Annotated in this window: 12 protein-coding genes and 1 pseudogene; 8 read left to right on the top strand and 5 right to left on the bottom strand. The window is 42.8% G+C overall.

The window, feature by feature from the left end:
* Positions 1-980: 980 nt before the first annotated feature.
* From LZF95_RS22500 to LZF95_RS22490, 3 genes and pseudogenes are all read right to left on the bottom strand, one after another.
* Positions 981-1,961, bottom strand: coding sequence for a pyruvate dehydrogenase complex E1 component subunit beta (locus tag LZF95_RS22500; protein WP_233757559.1), 981 nt, complete (start codon positions 1,959-1,961; stop codon positions 981-983).
* A 104-nt stretch (positions 1,962-2,065) separates the two neighbouring features.
* Positions 2,066-2,188 (bottom strand): annotated as a pseudogene (locus LZF95_RS22495) (aldehyde dehydrogenase family protein); the annotation flags it as partial.
* 120 nt (positions 2,189-2,308) lie between these two features.
* Positions 2,309-2,707 (bottom strand): rhodanese-like domain-containing protein, encoded by a 399-nt coding sequence (locus LZF95_RS22490; protein WP_233757558.1) that lies wholly within the window; start codon positions 2,705-2,707, stop codon positions 2,309-2,311.
* Positions 2,708-2,776: 69 nt separating this feature from the next.
* On the opposite strand from LZF95_RS22490, the gene LZF95_RS22485 reads away from it, so the two are divergent.
* A complete protein-coding gene (locus tag LZF95_RS22485; RefSeq protein WP_233757557.1) occupies positions 2,777-3,286 on the top strand; it encodes a metallophosphoesterase in 510 nt (169 codons plus the stop codon).
* A 248-nt stretch (positions 3,287-3,534) separates the two neighbouring features.
* Here LZF95_RS22485 and LZF95_RS22480 read toward each other — a convergent pair whose 3' ends face one another.
* Positions 3,535-3,678 (bottom strand): hypothetical protein, encoded by a 144-nt coding sequence (locus LZF95_RS22480; RefSeq protein ID WP_233757556.1) that lies wholly within the window; start codon positions 3,676-3,678, stop codon positions 3,535-3,537.
* Positions 3,679-3,843: 165 nt separating this feature from the next.
* Between LZF95_RS22480 and hisS the strand changes: the two genes are divergently transcribed.
* Genes hisS through LZF95_RS22465 form a run of 3 tightly spaced genes read left to right on the top strand, consistent with a single transcriptional unit; the run spans position 3,844 to position 6,585 of the window.
* Complete coding sequence (hisS, locus tag LZF95_RS22475) at positions 3,844-5,205, top strand: histidine--tRNA ligase (RefSeq protein WP_233757555.1); 1,362 nt, start codon at positions 3,844-3,846, stop codon at positions 5,203-5,205.
* Positions 5,206-5,245: 40 nt separating this feature from the next.
* Positions 5,246-5,581 carry a YbaB/EbfC family nucleoid-associated protein gene (locus LZF95_RS22470; RefSeq protein ID WP_233757553.1) on the top strand — a complete coding sequence of 112 codons (336 nt, stop codon included), beginning with the start codon at positions 5,246-5,248 and terminating at the stop codon, positions 5,579-5,581.
* Positions 5,578-6,585: a glycosyltransferase family 2 protein gene (locus LZF95_RS22465; protein WP_262912306.1), complete on the top strand. Its 1,008-nt coding sequence runs from the start codon at positions 5,578-5,580 to the stop codon at positions 6,583-6,585. Before LZF95_RS22470 ends, LZF95_RS22465 begins: the two co-directional genes overlap by 4 nt.
* Here LZF95_RS22465 and LZF95_RS22460 read toward each other — a convergent pair.
* Positions 6,582-6,800 carry a PspC family transcriptional regulator gene (locus tag LZF95_RS22460; protein WP_233757550.1) on the bottom strand — a complete coding sequence of 73 codons (219 nt, stop codon included), beginning with the start codon at positions 6,798-6,800 and terminating at the stop codon, positions 6,582-6,584. The two genes, LZF95_RS22465 and LZF95_RS22460, sit on opposite strands and share 4 nt — an antisense overlap.
* Before the next feature lie 139 nt (positions 6,801-6,939).
* Here LZF95_RS22460 and LZF95_RS22455 point away from each other — a divergent pair, with 139 nt between their 5' ends.
* The 4 genes from LZF95_RS22455 to LZF95_RS22440 all read left to right on the top strand — a co-directional run bounded on the left by LZF95_RS22455 (position 6,940) and on the right by LZF95_RS22440 (position 17,845).
* A complete protein-coding gene (locus LZF95_RS22455) occupies positions 6,940-8,664 on the top strand; it encodes a tetratricopeptide repeat protein (protein ID WP_233757548.1) in 1,725 nt (574 codons plus the stop codon).
* Between the two features lie 478 nt (positions 8,665-9,142).
* Positions 9,143-12,397 (top strand): TonB-dependent receptor, encoded by a 3,255-nt coding sequence (locus tag LZF95_RS22450; RefSeq protein WP_233757547.1) that lies wholly within the window; start codon positions 9,143-9,145, stop codon positions 12,395-12,397.
* Between the two features lie 53 nt (positions 12,398-12,450).
* Positions 12,451-14,181 carry a RagB/SusD family nutrient uptake outer membrane protein gene (locus tag LZF95_RS22445; RefSeq protein WP_233757546.1) on the top strand — a complete coding sequence of 577 codons (1,731 nt, stop codon included), beginning with the start codon at positions 12,451-12,453 and terminating at the stop codon, positions 14,179-14,181.
* Positions 14,182-14,320: 139 nt separating this feature from the next.
* A complete protein-coding gene (locus tag LZF95_RS22440; protein ID WP_233757545.1) occupies positions 14,321-17,845 on the top strand; it encodes a VCBS repeat-containing protein in 3,525 nt (1,174 codons plus the stop codon).
* Positions 17,846-17,945 lie beyond the last annotated feature (100 nt).

The following is a 17,945-nucleotide window of genomic DNA, read 5'->3' as shown; positions in this document are numbered from 1 at the left end:
TGGGAGAATCCCGATTCCTATAAAATTAAACGGTATTCAAAAAAATAGAGGCCGAAATCAGGAAATCGGCCTCTATTGAATAAAAAAGGCTGTCTTCAATTATCAAACATCAATATGAGACAGCCTCCTTTTTTTGCTTGATTTAACCACGGCGGACACAGAAGTTCACGCAGAGAGCGCAAGTGCTTATTTGGTTCAGTCCTCAGACTTGGGACCTAACCAATGCAGTCTTCAGACTGCCTTTTTTTGATAGGTAAACTTTACAATTGAACATCTATTTGTTGCTCGACTCCCGATAATTGTTGCGCTGTTATCGTAGGATTTCTAATCCGACAATTCACAAACGCTGTACACCTCCTCGGGACAAGCCTTTGTCTTGTCACTATGCCTCATGTCCGAGGGCAATGGCCTTTTGGTCTTTTTTGACCTAGGGTTACGCCCTTCGTCCCTCAGCTCTTCACCCTAGGCTAACGACCAGGCATACCTACGGCAGGCTTTCGCCATGGATAATACAATCTGCCCACTGCGACTGGACACTGCGACTCCTGTTTCTCCATCTTTCTGACTTTATTCTCTTAATCAATTGCCTCTGAGATTTCTCCTTCCGCAAGCTTCAGTCGAAGTGACCTGGTGCTAGACTTTCTACCTAATTGGCGCAAAGTCTTTTTGACCTGCCTGCAGCAGGCAGGCTTGTGCCTATGATATTGCAGTCTTCAGACTGCTAGTTTGTGCTAAGAAAATAGAAGTCTGGGTACTCTATTATTGAAGAAACAAGCCTGCTTACCTGTTAGTTAGGAAGGCCTGATGACTCGATTCAAGGGATTCTAGTGACCGCAGTGCCACCATTTGTGTCGCACGAACGGAATTTGTGGACTGTGATTCTTGACTCTTGGTTCTTGGCTCTTTATTCTTATAAACTTGTTACTAAAAAAGCCCGACTTCAAATCTGAGCCGGGCTTTGATATGTTATACAGAATTTACTACTTCTTATAGCAGACTTCCTTGATTGCGTCCACGGTTCTCTTCACATTTGGCAAGGTAGCCTCAATGTAAGCCGGAGAATAACTCAGCGGAATGTCCATGGAGTTCACACGGATCACCGGGGCGTCTAGGTAATCAAATGCATATCTCTGGAAGTGATAAGTCAGTTCGGATGAAATCGCCGCTATAGGATTGGCTTCTTCTACGATCACGACACGGTTGGTCTTCTTCACGGATTCCAGACAAGTTGCATAATCTATTGGTCTAACTGTCCTAAGGTCGATCACTTCCGCTTCTATTCCTTCTTTCGCCATTTCTTCAGCAGCTTGTAAGGCCACTTTCATCATCTTTCCAAAAGAAATAACTGTGACATCTTTTCCTTTCCTTTTGATGTCAGCTACACCTATGGGAAGCAGGTATTCACCCTCAGGTACTTCACCCTTGTCAGAGTACATCACTTCGGATTCCATGAAGATCACAGGATCCGGATCACGGATAGCGGCTTTCATGAGACCTTTGGCGTCATAAGGGTTGGATGGGACGATCACTTTTAGTCCGGGGGTATTGGCAAACCAATTCTCGAAGTTTGATGAGTGAGTAGCTCCCAGTTGTCCTGCGTTGCCGGTAGGGCCTCTGAACACTACAGGGACACTGTATGCTCCTCCTGACATGGCAAGCATTTTAGCTGCTGAGTTGATGATCTGATCAATTGCAACCAAAGAAAAGTTGAAGGTCATGAACTCTACGATAGGCTTAAGTCCGTTCATGGCAGCCCCTACAGCCAATCCTGAAAATCCAAGCTCAGCGATAGGTGTATCGTAGATACGCTCTGGGCCGAATTCATCCAGCATCCCTTGGGATACCTTATATGCTCCATTGTATTCAGCAACTTCCTCGCCCATAAGAAAAACGTCTTTATCACGTCTCATTTCTTCAGACATTGCCTCTCTTAGGGCTTCTCGAAACTGTATTTCTCTCATTAGTTTATGACAAAATTTTGGCTCGTAAAAATAGAAAGGAATTGGCCAAAACCAAAAATAAAGGGCTCTTTATGCCTAATTGATTAGCCTGGATATACGGTTTTTCAGTTTCCAAACTCTAAAATCCCATATCTGCCCAACTCTTTTCCATAACCGGTTTTTTTCACTCCCCCAAAAGGCAGGTGAGGGTTGGAAGCCACAATTGAATTGATGAAGATCACCCTGCTTTCGACTTTGACTGCTAGTGCCTAAGCCATATTTACTTTTTGTTCTGTTTTTCTTGAGGGGGTGTATTGAATTCTTCTTCTAATAGTTCTGCAGTATATGATCGATTGATTTAAGTGTTTTCATTTTTCTACGGGTTTACCGGCTTCTTTCCAGGCATCTATTCCGCCGGATAAAGAGAAGACATACTTAAATCCCGCTTCCTTCATCATCTCCATGGCTTTTTCGGATCTGACTCCGGCTTTACAATAAAGTAGGTAAGTTTTGTTTTTGGGTAATTTGGAAATTTCATTTTCAAAATTTTCATTTGAAACATCAATGTTTCTTGCTCTCGGCAGGTATCCTTTTTCTATTTCTTCAGGTGTCCTCACGTCTATAATCACTGTTGCTCCTTTGTTTTTGGCGATTTCTTCAAACTCAGCCACTGAAATGGATTTGTTTACAGGGTTTTGAGCCTGAATGAACGCTGTGTTAGTCAAAAACAATGCGAGTACAAAGACTAGGAATCGCTGAAGTTTCATAGGAAAGTAGTTTGATTAGAAAGAATGCTGTTTCATATTGGAATGAAAATTTAGCAAGATTAAGTCCAAATGCCTAAAAAAATCGCTCTCATATCTGATTCTCACAGTTACATTGACCACAAAACGCTCACCTATTTGGCCGATGTGGATGAAATCTGGCATGCAGGGGATATAGGGAGTGGGACAGTGATGCAGGCTTTGCCCGGCGGTAAGACTATACGGGCTGTTTTTGGGAATATTGATGATAAGGAAATGCAGCATGCATATCCCGAATGGCAAGAATTTACTCTTGAAGGGGTGAAGGTGCTGATGACGCATATCGGGGGCAAACCTCCCCGGTACGCAACCGGCATCAAAGCCAGAATCAAGGGATCGGCCGCACACCTTTTTGTCTGCGGGCATTCCCATATCTGCAAGGTTGAGTTTGACAAGACCGTAAACTGCCTTTATATGAATCCAGGGGCTATTGGGCAGCATGGATTTCATGTGATGCGTACCATGTTATTGTTTGACCTGGAGGCTGGTCAGGTGAAAAATCTCCGGGTAGTGGAATTGGGGAAACGGGGTAAGGTTGTGTGAAAATTGAAAGTGGTGGTAAGTTACAGTTGCCAGTTATCAGTCTCAGTTTTCAGTTTGCAATTCAACCGCCGTGGTTTGTGTCTCAAACCACTATAATTACTGTTGGGGTGGTTTTAAGTAGCTAAAAATCAATAGATAAATATGGCTTTGAATCCGAGTCCTCCGTGCCACTCTCTGTGGTCACCGCGGTTAAAAAAAACAAAAAAAGCGATCAAATGACCGCTTTCTATATTTTGCAGAAATAAAGATTATTTTGCGAAAGACTTCTTAAGTTCTTCAACGTCCACGTTTTTGATTACAGGCTGAGCAGTCAATTGCTTGATCTTAATCACACGTGTGGTCTGAGATTGTCTTTTTCTTTTAAGTTTTCTCTTCAGTGTAGTAACTGCCATGGTCGTATATTTTTAATAGTATTGTTCAGAAACGAGTCGCAAAAGTAAATAAAGATTTCTTTTTAGCCTAAATTAAATTGGATTTAATTCTTTGACTTTCACCATATCAGGGAGGGTTTCCTTTTTTTTGAATAAATTTGGCAGCTAATCACCAAAATACAAGCTATGCAAAAGCCAAGTCTGCCAAAGGGAACCCGGGATTTTGGGACAGTCCAAATGGCCAGAAGAAACTATATCCTTGAGACGATTAAGAGTACTTTTCAACTTTTTGGCTACAATCAGATCGAGACCCCTGCAATGGAGAACCTGAGTACGCTTACCGGAAAATATGGTGATGAGGGGGATCAGTTGTTGTTTAAGATCCTGAATTCTGGTGATTATCTGAAAAATGTAGGTGATCAGGACTTAAGGGATGGATATAAGGCTACGTTGACCAAGCTTTCCGAAAAAGGTCTCCGTTATGATCTCACCGTTCCCTTTGCCCGTTTTGTGGTGATGAACAGGAATGAGCTGACATTTCCTTTTAAACGCTATCAGATCCAGCCTGTTTGGCGTGCAGACCGCCCTCAGAAAGGGAGATATAGGGAGTTTTACCAGTGTGACGCCGATGTGGTCGGTACAGACAGCTTGCTTTGCGAAGCTGAGATAATTCTTATGATCCGCTCGGTTTTTCAGAAATTGAAGCTGGGTGATTACAGCATCAAGTTGAACAATAGAAAAATTCTCACAGGGATCTCTGAGGCTATCGGTGAGGCTGGTAAAGAAGGCCCTCTGTGCGTAGCTATCGATAAGCTGGATAAGATCGGATGGGAAAGGGTCAAGAATGAGTTGTGCGAGAGAGGTTTTGCGACTGACTCCGTGGAGAAATTAGCCCCCTTGGTAGCCCTGCAGACAGATCAGGTAGGGAAATTGACTTTCCTCAAGCAGTTTTTGGGTGGGAGTGAGATTGGGCTTCAGGGAGTCCGCGAACTGGAAGAGGTTTTTCATATACTGAGCACTATGGGGGAAAATCTCGACTTTGTGGAGCTGGATATTATGTTGGCACGCGGGCTTTCGTATTACACTGGGGCTATTTTCGAAGTGAAAGTGAACAATGTGTCCATAGGATCCGTCAGTGGAGGTGGTCGGTACGATAATCTTACCGGTGTATTTGGTCTTTCGGGGATTTCGGGAGTAGGCTTTTCTTTTGGGGTAGATAGATTGTACGATGTGCTTGAGGAGCTGGGGCTTTTCCCGGTAGAGAGTGTGCAAGGCACCAAAATCCTATTGACACATTTTGATCAGAAAGCCTATGAATATGCCTTGGGTTTATTGAAGAGGTTCAGAGATGCGGGGATAAAAGCAGAACTTTATCCAGATCTGAAAAAAATGAACAAGCAATTGGATTTTGCCTCCAAAAAAGGCGTTCCCTTTGTTGGTATTTGTGGAGATTCGGAAATTGAAAACAAGGTGATTGCCCTGAAAAACCTGGAAACCGGGGAGCAGGAATCTGTAAGTTTAGAGGAGGCAATCGCCCGATTGACTTAAATTAAAAACAAAATTGGTAATTAGTCTTAAATAGAGTGATATGTTTGATATAATGGGAATGATGGGCAAAGTGAAAGAAGCCCAGGCAAAAATCAAGGAAACGCAAGCAAAACTGGTACACTTGACAGCTACCGGAGAATCAGGGGCAGGGATGGTGAAAGTCACTGTGAATGGCGATAGAAAAGTGATAAGCATTGACTTTGATGATTCATTGCTTTCTCCCAAAGACAAGGAAATGCTCAGCGACCTCATCGTTGCTGCCACCAATATCGCCATGACTGCCATAGAGGTAAAGATCAAAGCTGAAATGAAAGCAGCTACAGAAGGCATGATTCCTAATATCCCAGGAATGGATCTAGGAGGAATGTTTGGATGAAGCCCTGCGCCATCGTCATACTGAACTATAACGGGGAAGAAATGCTGAAGACATTTCTTCCTTCTGTTTGTATGCATAGTTCGGTTGACACTTGGGTGGTGGACAATGCTAGTACGGATGGATCCATAGAATATTTAGAGAAGAATTATCCGCAGATCCAGCAAATCCGACTTTCTGGAAATTTCGGCTATGCGGGAGGATATAATGAAGGGCTTGCCAAATTAGAAGGCCATTACGAGTATTATATCCTCTTGAATTCCGATGTGGAGGTGACCGCCGGCTGGGACTCTAATTTAATTGCCTGGATGAATTCTCATCCGGAGTATGCCGCCCTTCAGCCAAAGCTATTGTCCTGGAAGGAGAGGGATACCTTTGACTATGCAGGTGCAGGAGGAGGGTTTCTGGATGGGTATGGCTATCCCTACTGTAGGGGGAGGATATGGGATTCCGTGGAGAAGGATAGGGGGGTATATAATGACAGTATTGAGGTAGATTGGGCTTCAGGGGCATGTATGGTAGTAAAAGCGTCAGTTTTCCATCAGTTGTCCGGTTTTGACCCAGGTTTTTTTGCCCATATGGAAGAAATTGATCTTTGTTGGAGAATGAGAAGGTCTGGGTGGAAAATAGGATATACTGGCTTAGTGGAGGTTTACCATCTTGGGGGAGCCACGCTGGATAGAAGCAGCCCTAGAAAAATGTATTTAAATATCCGAAATAGCCTCAGTATGGTTTACAAGAATGAATCGGCCTGGAGGTTTTATTGGATATTTCTGGTCAAATCTTTGTTAGAACATTTGGCGGCTTGGAGTTTTGTCTTGCGGGGAGAAAAGGAGTTTTCAAAGGCGATAGTGGGTGCGTATAAGGATTTTGGGAAAAATAAGCGTGCGTTAGCGAGGTTTCAGCCAGAGTTAAATGGAAGGCAGCAGGTAGAAAGACAGGGGAAAGTCCATTTGATCTTTTGGAATTGGAAGATTTTAGGGAGAAAGAGCTATGATCAACTTTAATCAAAAAGCAGCGGGTTGTTCTTTTTTCTAAAAAACTTCCTGATTTTCATCGTCATTGCCATGCTTACATATAGGATGACGGGTGAGCCCAAGGTGACAAATGAGGCATATATAAAAAAAAGGCGTATGCTGTCAATCGGGAAATTGAGCTTTTCACCCAGTCGGGAGCAGACCCCAAATGCTCTCTCTTCGAAGAAAATTTTCAGCTTTTCCATGTTTATAGGTGATTTAGTTGAAGTAAATTTAGGCAAAAGTCTTAAGAATTAATAAATAAGAATGATATACCAATTGTTTAAGAAAAAACCGGGTTTGCTTTTATTGTTAGTATTGCCACTGCTTTGCAGTTCAATAATAATGCCCGAAACAGATTTTTTGAGAGATGCCACAGTGACACCGGGTAAGCTTGAGTTCTTTAGGGACTCCGTCCGTTTTGAAGTGGCCGGTTCCATTCCGATTGAGTCTGTGCTTAGTCCGAGAAACCCGAGAGTCTCTATTTTGCTAAAGTCGTCCGAAAATTCCATGGTTTTTGAGGATATAGAGCTAAAGAAGAATGTCGCTGATTATTCCTATAAGAAATCTTTTGTACTAGCCTACGAACCCTGGATGGAAGGGGCATTTCTGGAAGCCCGGTTTTTCCATGGCAAAAAATCCCAAGCTCAACCCAATCAGAAAAAGATACTGGCCAGAGGTGTCATCGCTACCCCTTTATTGGCTAAAGTGGGAAGGGTAAACCCAGATGAACCCATCCCACAGGTGGGGCTTTATATTCCTACGGGCATGATGGATGCTGATCTTTCCCGGTCAAAGGAATTTCTGATCCGCTTTGATGCAGGATCTTCTACGGTTAGATTGAACAACTCGAATGCCCAGGCTATCGCTGATTTAAAAGCTTTTTTGACAGAGAATTCAGCCGTGCTTTCTTTTAAAATCACCGGAATCCAATCGCCTGAAAACGGAGAGGGGAAGAGCAGTAAACTGGGGATGGATAGGGCGGAAGCAGTGAGCCGCCTGTTGAAAGATTCTAACATAATAATAAGGGACAGTGTGTCAGAATTGACGTCCAGATGGAACGACTGGTTTGATTTCCGCCTGCTTCTTCGAGAGTATGAGAGGACTTCTACCCATAGAAAGGATCAATACTATGCGGTGTTGCTGGATGGCTCTGATTATCAGTCCCAATCTCTGGCTCTAAGGAAAATACCTGGTTTTTCTCAGGTGGCAAAAGATCTCTTCCCAAACCTGAGAGCAGCAAAAATTGAAGTTGTGGCCAAACCTCTAGCTGGGCTCAACCAAGCCCAAACGGCTTTACTTCAGCAGGCACTGAGTGAGAATTTGACAAATACGGGGCTGGATCTAGCTGACTGGGCAATTGCCGGGGAGGCAGCACCAAGATTGGAGGATAAGGCTAAGATCTATTCAAAGATGACGGAACTGTTTCGGTCTGTTATCCCCTATAATAATCTGGCCGTAGTAAAGATGCGACAAGCCCAGCGCACCCTGGATCAAAATGCCAAAGACAAACTATGGAAGGAAGCGAATGAACTGCTGTATCAAGCCGCTAAAATAGATACTGACCCGCATATACTCCACAATCAGGGGCAGATATTGGTGTTGCAGGGAAAAACCTGGGATGCCTATAAGAAACTCTCTGATGCGTCAGTGCTGACCCGAAATAAGGATTTTTTGATGTACAATGAAAGTTTGAGAGGTGCTTTGGATATTATGAGGGGAGATTACAAGCTGGCAACCCTTCGTTTTGATTATCCTTATACAGAGCCCAAAGACTTTTTCAACAAAGGACTGGCCTATTTTCTCTCCGGGGATTTTGCCAATGCGAGCCTATCTTTTGAGGAGTCCGTGATGGCAGGGCGAAACTACGGATATGGCTTTTATGGCTTGGCTATGGTGGCTGCACAAAGTGGACAGAAGGAGGTCGCTCTATTGCAACTTGATAAAGCTATCCATGCCAGTGAATTGATTTATCAAAAAGCATTGGTAGATCCTATTTTTGAAGAAATCAGGTCTTCGGATGAGTTTTTTCAAATATTCCGACCGTCTGTTAGTGATAATGAAAATTGATTAACAATTCTTTAACAATTCTTCTAAATCACAAATAAGCGTTCCCGCAATTGTATTATTCTTATTTTTGGTAAATGGCATATTTGCGTTAAATTGATACTGTAATTAATGTTGAGGAGTTAGATTAGTGCGTAAGACCTAATAAAATCCAAATTTTATTTTTGGCTTTGGGTTTGAAATGTGTTTAAGAATCTTTAACATTGGTGCTTTAGTACAATTAATGTAACCCAAAATATTTGCCTATGACTTATTCTACTTAGAATCAGTACGCCCACCCCTATAGCATCACCCGATGCTCTCAAACCAACAGGTTAACTAATTAGCCGGCATAAATCGCCAAGGTATAATTGCAGTCGTTCCTCACAAATCGAAACGGTACGTCCTGCAATTAGTTTGAGCAAGACCGCAAACGATTGCATCAACAAAAAAGAAACGACAAGTTTTGAAATTAATCTTGTTACCCAATCTATCTATCTTTATGAAAAATATTTACAAAAATCTAAGTGCGCTTTTTGTGCTCTTAGTCCTCACCGGAGCGGCTGCCTTTGCGCAAAAAACCGTAACGGGTACAGTGCTGGATGAGTACGATGTTGGACTTCCCGGGGTTTCTGTCCTTGTGAAGGGGACTACTACCGGTACAGCTACAGACATTGACGGGAAGTTTTCCCTCAATGTTCCCAACGACGATGCCATTCTGGTGTTTTCTTTTATCGGATATGCCAAATCAGAACAGACTGTTGGAAACAGAAGTGTAATAGACGTGAAACTCGCTCCTGATGAGCAGACCTTGACCGAAATGGTCGTTACGGGTTATTCCATTGACAGTAGGAGAGAGACTACAGGAGCTATTGCTACTGTGGACGCCAAAGACCTAACAGTAATCCCTACCGGTAACGTAGAGCAGGCCCTTCAGGGCCGTGTTTCTGGTGTGACGGTGATTACTAACGGTCAACCAGGAACGCAATCTATTATACGTGTTAGAGGTTTCGGGTCATTTGGAGGTAATCAGCCGCTTTATGTGGTAGATGGTGTCCCTGTACAAACCACAGACTTTCTTAATCCGGATGATATAGAATCCACCACAGTATTGAAAGACGCCGCGGCGGCTTCCATTTATGGAGCCAGGGCGGCAAGTGGGGTGATTATATATACTACCAAGAGAGGTAGAAGAGGAAATCAAAAATTAAGAGTCGATTACAACGGTATGTATGGAGTAACTACTCCAGGCAAAGGTATTGATATGATGAATCCCCAGGATCAGGCGGATTATACCTGGCTGGCAGAGAGAAATGCTGCGGCTGCGGAAGGAAGGGCTACAAATTTTGACCACCCTCAATTCGGAACTGGTGATTCTCCTGTATTGCCGTATTATATTAGAGTAGGTTCCCAAGGTGGTGTTGCTGGTCCTTTCTCGCCAGACCGTCTTGCTGAAGAGGCTGCTAAATACAACGTGGATTATAGTAAAGGAGATATCTATCAGCTAGTTAGAGCAGCTACTGGAGAAGGAACTGATTGGTATGATGCTATCACCAGGGTAGCCCCTCTTAATCGCCATTCCATAGGGATTAATGGGGGTTCTGAAACGAGTAGATTTTTTGTAGGTTTCGGTATTCAAGATCAGGCAGGGATTCTATTGAATAACACATTACGTAGAATCAGTTTTAGAGCGAATTCTGAGTTTGATGTGACCAAGCGTATCAGAATTGGGGAGAATTTCCAGGCAACCTACAGAAGAGCCCTGGGGATATCAGGGGCAGTTGGTGGACAAGGTGTAGCCAGGGATGAAAACTCTATTCTAGGGGCATTCCGTATGCCTACAATTATACCAGTCTATGATGAATTCGGTGGGTATGCTGGAACTGCTGCAAATGGATTCAATAACCCAAGAAACCCTGTGGCAGAGCGAGATGCTTTAAAGGACAATAGGAACTTTAATGCAAATATTTTTGGAAACGTGTATTTAGAAGCGGATATCATAGACAATCTGACATTTAGAACTTCTATAGGTGGACGTTATGATAATTACTATTCCTATAACTATTCAAGACATCAATACGAAAACCTGGAGAATAATTCAGCCTTTGGTTTCAGCGAAGGTTCAGGATACAACTTTGCATGGACTTTCACCAATACTTTAGCGTATAAGAAAACCTTTGATAAACATGCCTTTGATTTCTTAGCAGGCTTGGAGTCTTTGAATGATGGTTCAGGTAGAAATATAAGTGCATCTGGGCAGAACCCATTTTCTGAGGATCCCGATTTCATTACCATAACCAACTTACCGGTTTCTACTCGAATTGTTAATTCGGATTTATTTAAGGGGGTTAATTTTTATTCGATTTTTGGAAGGTTGAACTATACGTTCAATGATAAATATTTATTCAGTGCAGTGGTGAGGCGTGATGGATCATCCAGGTTTGGTGCTAACTCTCGCTATGGTGTTTTTCCTGCTTTCTCTGCTGCATGGAGAATATCCTCAGAAGGTTTTATGGCTGGAGCCACTTGGATTGATGAATTAAAAATACGCGGAGGTTGGGGTGAAATGGGAAACTCCAATGCCTTAAATCCCAATAATCAATATTCCACCTTTGCGGGTAATATTGGAGCGTCTTCTTATGATATTACCGGTTCCAACTCTGGTGCTATAATTGGCTACAGAAGGGATAGAATAGGTAATCCAGATGCGCGCTGGGAAACTGCGATCACTAAAAACCTTGGATTTGATGGTACGTTTCTTAACGGGCGTATGGATGTTATTTTTGACGTGTGGCAGAAGGATACTAAGGATTTATTATTTCAACTCCCAATTCCTTCCACTGCAGGTTATGATGCAGTTGCTCCTTTTGTAAATATTGGGGAAATGGTAAATAAGGGCGTGGATCTCCTTGTCGCTTTTAGAGGGAATCTCACCACTGATTTCACCTATGATGTTTCCGTTAATGGATCATTGTTGAAGAATGAGATTGTTTCTTTAGCTCCTGGATTAACTGTAATTACTTCCGCTGATGCTAACCCAGACTTTAGGGGTATTCAGCCAATTCGAAATATGGTAGGAGAATCACTTTCTTCGTTCTTTGGATATGAAGTAGAGGGAATATTCAGCTCTGCAGAAGATGTGGCAAATCATCCTGAACAAGAAGGTAAAGGAATTGGTAGATTTAAATATAGAGATTTGAATGGTGATGGTGTGATTAATGCCGAGGATAGAAAAATTCTAGGGTCACCTATTCCTAAGTTCACCGGGGGAATGAATTTTACAGTAGGGTATAAAGGATTTGATCTTTCGGCCTATGTCTATACCTCTATTGGTAATAAAATATGGAATCAATCCAAGTGGTTTACTGATTTCTATTCCACATTTGAAGGGGCAGCTACTTCTGAGCGCCTGAAAGATGCCTGGACACCTGAGAATCTTAATGCTACTATTCCAATTGTAGAAAAAGCAGCTAACTTCTCTACTTCTAGTGTAGGTAATTCCTTCTATGTGGAAGACGGGTCATACTTGAGATTACAAAATGTAACCTTAGGATATACGTTATCCCCTTCCTTATTGGAAAGATGGAGGTTGGAGAGACTGAGAGTTTTTGCCTCTGCAAACAACTTGTTCACGATCACAGGATACGAAGGATTGGATCCTGCCGTGGGAGGTAGTGCGGATTTAACCTTTGGTATTGACGTGGGTAACTACCCAGTTACACGGGGATATACTTTCGGTGTTAACTTAAGTTTCTAAACTCACTCTTTTGAGTAGGTCCGTGTTATAAAAACTATAATTGATTAAAACACATGAAAAATATAAAAATTAAAGTCGGCTCTCTGATTGCTACCACTTTAGTGATGGTGGCGGTGAGTTGTAGTGATGATTTTCTGGAGATTACACCCCCAGGTGCCTTAAATGAAGCCCAGTTGAGTACCCTTGCAGGTTTGGACGCTGCGCTGATTTCTGTTTATTCTCAAGTAAATGGTAGAGCTAACAGGATGGCATCGCCTTCAAACTGGGTTTGGGGTAGTATAAGAGGAGGAGATGCCAATAAAGGTACTGACCCCGGAGACTTCAATACCATCAACCCAATCCAACGTTTTGAAACAGACGCCACGAATCAAAATCTCTTAGATAACTGGAATGGGAATTATGAAGGTATTGCTCGTGCAAATAACGTTTTAAGACTTATGGAGAATAGAGGGGATGACGTAACTGATGCAGATGTACAAAGGATTTCGGCTCAGGCTCGTTTTCTGAGAGCACATTATTATTTCCAATTAAAGAGAAATTTTGAAAATGTGCCTTACGTAGATGAGACAGTCGATTATGGTACAGGCTTGGAAGATGTGGTCAATAACATCGAGATATGGCCATTTATTGAAGCAGACTTCCAGTTTGCTGCTGATAATTTACCCGCTACTCAGGCTCAGGTAGGTAGAGTAAACTCCTGGGCTGCGAAGGCTTATCTAGGGAAAGTTTACCTTTATCAGGAAAAATTTGCTCAGGCGAAAACAGTTTTTGATGATGTAATCAGCAACGGGGTAACCAGTGGTGGTGAGAAATATGGTTTACTTGATAATTATGGAAATCTATATAGAGGCGAGTATGACAATAATCTGGAATCTGTCTGGGCATATCAATCAGCTGCAGGCACAGGTTCTGTAAACAATGCCAATCCTGAGTTTGACCTGAATAATCCCTATAACTCCGCAGCACCGGGGGTTTGTTGTGGGTTCTTTGCGCCTAGCTTTACATTTGTAAACTCTTTCCGAACCAATTCATCCGGCTTGCCATTATTGGATGGCTCATATAATTCTGCTGCCAATAGCGTAAAGAATGACATGGGTGTTTCAACAAATACTGCATTCACGATTGATCAAGGACCGATTGATCCAAGGGTAGATCACACTACAGGTCGAAGAGGTATTCCTTACATCGACTGGCAGGATCATCCGGGACAATCTTGGATCAGACAACAATCTTATTCAGGTCCTTATTCTGTAAAGAAATATGTGTATTCCAGAACAGAAGTAGGATCTTATCAGGATAATAGCTCGTGGACTCCAGGATATACAGGTATTAACGTTCACATTATTCGTTTTGCAGATGTGTTGCTTATGGCAGCAGAGGCAGAAGTGGAGACCGGAGGATTGGAAAAAGCCAGAGAATACGTAAATAGGGTCAGGACCAGAGCCATGAACTCTGAAGTAATGAAGCTTGATGGTTCTGGGCCAGCTGCAAATTATCAGGTGGGCTTATATACTTCTCCTTGGACAGACCCAGCAGCAGCAAGAGCCGCAGTACGCTTCGAAAGAAAACTAGAGCTTGGAATGGAAGGTCACAGATTCTATGATCTGGTTCGCTGGGGGACTGCTTCGGAAGAGTTGAATGCGTATTTGTCCTATGATGGAGCGCTTCTTTTAAATGCATTAGGAGGAGCCAGCTATACAGATAGGCATGAAATTTTACCTATCCCTCAATTTCAGATTGATTTAGTTGGACCGGATAAGTTGATTCAGAATCCTGGATTTTAATTACTTGATTTAGATAAGATGGAAGGGGGGGCATTTGCCTCCCCTTTTTTATGACTTTTGGTTAAATTAGTTGCTTTTATTTCCCTTATGCTCCAAAAGTGCTAATTTCAGCATAACCCAAATACCCAACCTATTTACTATGAAGTTTACCTATTCCAGCCTTCTGATTTTATCCCTTTTTGCATTTTCCTCCTGTAAAAAAGAGTCAACTTTATTTGAACTTATTCCGGCCTCTAAGACAGGGATAGACTTTAATAATAACATTGTAGAGTCAGACTCCTTCAATATCCTGACAGATGAATATATATTCAATGGAGGTGGTGTTGCAGTAGCCGATTTTGATAATAATGGCTTACCCGATCTGTTTTTTACCGGCAACCAAGTCTCCAATAAGTTGTATCTCAATCTCGGTGGATTCAAATTTAAAGATGTGACTGAAACAGCAGGGGTAGGTGCTGAAAATCAATGGTGTACCGGTGCTGCCGTTGTCGATATCAACGGAGATGGCTGGATGGATGTATATGTGGCTTCGGCTATGAAGCTTGGGCCGGGAGAACGAAATAATCTGTTGTTTGTAAATCAAGGCAAAGATGCTGATGGTAACATCTCCTTCAAGGAAATGGCGGCTGAATATGGGATTGCGGACCCCGGGAATGCCATGTGGGCAGCTTTTATAGATTATGATCTGGATGGGGACTTGGATTTGTATGTGTTGAACAACCAGCAAAGCCGCAGCGTGCCCAGTAACTATAGACTTAAAATTACAGATGGATCGGCTGTTAACAACGATGCTTTTTATAGGAATAACGGAGATGGGACCTTCACAAATGTGACGCTGGAAGCAGGCATTACCATAGAGGGATATGGCCTAGGAGTGTTGGTTTCCGATCTGAATAACGATGGCTGGCCGGATATCCACGTAAGCAATGATTATGTGAGCAATGATATCATTTATATAAATAATCAGGATGGTACATTCTCCAATCAGGCAGGCGATATGCTGAGGCACCAAAGCCAGTTTTCCATGGGAGCTGATATTTCGGATTTCAACAATGACGGAAAACCTGATATAGTCACTTTGGATATGCTCGGAGAGGATAATTACCGGAAAAAAACCACTATTGGCAATAATTCATACCAAGTGTATATCAGCAATGAGCAGTGGGGCTATGAGTATCAGTATGTACGTAATATGCTGCACTTGAACAATGGAGAAGATATGCCCTTCAGCGAAATAGGGATGATGGCAGGGGTGTATCAGACCGATTGGAGCTGGGCGCCTTTGTTTGGGGATGTGGACAATGACGGGTACCGGGATTTGCTGGTGACCAATGGCTTTCCCCGCGATATCACTGACAAGGACTTTGCCAATTATAGGGCAGATGTAGGCAATATAGCCTCGAAGCGTCAGTTGCTGGATTCTATACCCATCGTCAAAATACCGAATTATGCATTCAGAAATAATGGTGATCTGACTTTTGCTGATGAAGGAAGTGCCTGGGGACTAAACAAGCCTTCTTTCTCCAACGGTGCCGCATTTGTTGATTTAGATGGAGATGGGGACTTGGACTATGTGGTCAACAATATCAACGATCCTGCTTTTGTATTTGAGAATACCTTAAACAATACCAATCAGCAAAACAATTACTTAAGGCTAAAGCTGGTAGGGAACAAATTAAATCCACAAGGGCTGGGGACAAAAGTACAGCTCAGCCTTCCGGGAGGTAAGCAGCTCTATCAAGAGCAACAGGTGGTGAGAGGTTACATGTCCTCCATTGATGAAGTGATGCATTTCGGGGTTGGAGATGTGAAGGAGGTTACTGCGGTTAAGGTGATTTGGCCGGATGGAAAGGAGAGCTCTCTGGATAATGTGCCGACTAATCAGCTCATTGAGGTTGCCTATTCAGAAGCGTTGCCGGGTAAAAATTCCCTGGCTATTATGTCTAGAGATACACCCAATGCCCTTTTTGAGGAGGTGTCGAAGGCAAAAGGCTTGGACTACACCCATGAGGAAGAGGATAAGATCGATTTCAATATCCAGCGGATAATCCCCCATAAACTGAGTCAATATGGGCCAAGCCTTGCCGTAGGAGATGTGAATGGTGACGGACTGGAGGATTTGGTAGTGGGATCGGCTTCTGGTTTTGCTCCAACGCTATATCTTCAGGATGCCAATGGCTTGTTCACTGCCAAAGGTTTGATCCCGGAAGATGGAAATTTCTTTGAGGAAATGGGGATTTTACTGGTTGATATAGACAATGATTCTGATCTGGATCTGTATCTGGTAGGCGGAAGCAACGAGTTTTTAGGGGATGCCAAAGAGTATTCTGACCGCCTGTTTTTAAATGATGGTAAGGGTAATTTTAGTATGGATACCAGTTTTTCATCTGTCAAGGCAAGCGGCTCCACCGTAAGGGGTGCTGATTTCGATGGAGATGGATATATTGATTTATTTGTAGGCGGTAGAACTCCTATTGCCCAATACCCTTTCCCAGAAAATAGTTTTTTACTCAAAAATATCAATGGGCAACTACAGGATGTCACAGATGAACTGGCACCAGGTCTACGCAAGGTAGGTATGGTCACTGATGCCATCTGGGCTGACGTGGATAATGACGGATTGGTCGATCTGGTCGTAGTGGGTGAACTGATGGAGATCACTATTTTCAAGAATACGGGGGGGCAATTCAGTAAACTTGAAGATACAGGGTTGGAGAACTACCTGGGCTGGTGGAATTCCATCACAGTGGGTGATTTTGACCAGGATGGGGATACTGATTTTATCGTAGGTAATCTAGGTGAAAATAACCCGCATCATCCATCAGCGGAAAGACCTGTGAAGATTTATGCCAAGGACTTTGATAAAAATGGAAGTGTGGATCCAGTTACTTTCGCTTATTATAGAGATCGTGAAGGCAATTATAACTCCTATCCAAGCCATTTCTGGGGAGATCTCTATGGTCAAAGCCCTATGTTCAGAAGGAAGTTTGAGCGATATAAATTATATGCGTTAAGCACTGAGCAAACTCTTTTTACTGAGCAAGAAAAGGAAGATGCGCTTATTCTCACTGGGAATTATGACAAAACTGCCTATATAGAGAATCTGGGTGACGGGAAGTTTAAGGTGTCTCGGCTTCCGACTATGGCACAGATCGCTCCGGTCAACGGATTGATTACTGAAGATGTCAATGGAGATGGATTCCTGGATGTAGTTTTGATAGGGAATGATTATGGAAATGAGATTTTCATTGGAAGACTGGATGCGCATGTGGGCTTAGTATTATTGGGAGATGGAGAAGGTGGGTTCACTCCGATGAGTCCGCAAGAAAGTGGCTTTGTAGTGCCGAGAGATGGGAAAGCCTTAGTGAAACTTGCATCTGCCCAAGGAAATCAACTGCTAGTGGCTTCGCAGAACCGGGGCAAATTGCTTGCATTTCAGACTAAATCTTTCCCAAATGGACGATCTATGACTGTTGGTCAGGATGTGATGGCGGTAATTCTGGAATTGGAAAATGGTAAAAAACAGCGTATAGAAACCAGTTTGGGAGCGGGATTTCTATCCCAGTCTGGGAGAGAAATCAAGCTACCCAAAGGAATTAAAGGCATTCAGCTGCAGGATTACAAGGGTACTATTAAGGAGGTTGATATGGGGTCTTTGGATTGATTGTTTCAACATCTATCGCTTCCTGTTAAAACACTGGCTTGGCTTTTCTATACTGCTGATTTTAGTCAATTCAAAACTATTTACCTCAAGACTGCCCGTA

Origin of the sequence: Algoriphagus sp. AGSA1 (assembly GCF_021390545.1) — a bacterium.
GTDB lineage: Bacteria > Bacteroidota > Bacteroidia > Cytophagales > Cyclobacteriaceae > Algoriphagus.
The sequence above is the reverse complement of the archived record's forward strand: the minus strand, read 5'-3'. Positions and strand labels throughout refer to the sequence as shown.

Bases quoted from the DNA above. Each gene is read 5' to 3' on its own strand.
- hisS (WP_233757555.1), top strand. From the start codon at position 3,844: ATGCAAAAGCCAAGTCTGCCAAAGGGAACCCGGGATTTTGGGACAGTC.
- LZF95_RS22450 (WP_233757547.1), top strand. From the start codon at position 9,143: ATGAAAAATATTTACAAAAATCTAAGTGCGCTTTTTGTGCTCTTAGTC.
- LZF95_RS22455 (WP_233757548.1), top strand. From the start codon at position 6,940: ATGCCCGAAACAGATTTTTTGAGAGATGCCACAGTGACACCGGGTAAG.
- LZF95_RS22485 (WP_233757557.1), top strand. From the start codon at position 2,777: ATGCCTAAAAAAATCGCTCTCATATCTGATTCTCACAGTTACATTGAC.
- LZF95_RS22490 (WP_233757558.1), bottom strand. From the start codon at position 2,707: ATGAAACTTCAGCGATTCCTAGTCTTTGTACTCGCATTGTTTTTGACT.
- LZF95_RS22465 (WP_262912306.1), top strand. From the start codon at position 5,578: ATGAAGCCCTGCGCCATCGTCATACTGAACTATAACGGGGAAGAAATG.
- LZF95_RS22470 (WP_233757553.1), top strand. From the start codon at position 5,246: ATGTTTGATATAATGGGAATGATGGGCAAAGTGAAAGAAGCCCAGGCA.
- LZF95_RS22445 (WP_233757546.1), top strand. From the start codon at position 12,451: ATGAAAAATATAAAAATTAAAGTCGGCTCTCTGATTGCTACCACTTTA.
- LZF95_RS22460 (WP_233757550.1), bottom strand. From the start codon at position 6,800: ATGGAAAAGCTGAAAATTTTCTTCGAAGAGAGAGCATTTGGGGTCTGC.
- LZF95_RS22480 (WP_233757556.1), bottom strand. From the start codon at position 3,678: ATGGCAGTTACTACACTGAAGAGAAAACTTAAAAGAAAAAGACAATCT.
- LZF95_RS22500 (WP_233757559.1), bottom strand. From the start codon at position 1,961: ATGAGAGAAATACAGTTTCGAGAAGCCCTAAGAGAGGCAATGTCTGAA.
- LZF95_RS22440 (WP_233757545.1), top strand. From the start codon at position 14,321: ATGAAGTTTACCTATTCCAGCCTTCTGATTTTATCCCTTTTTGCATTT.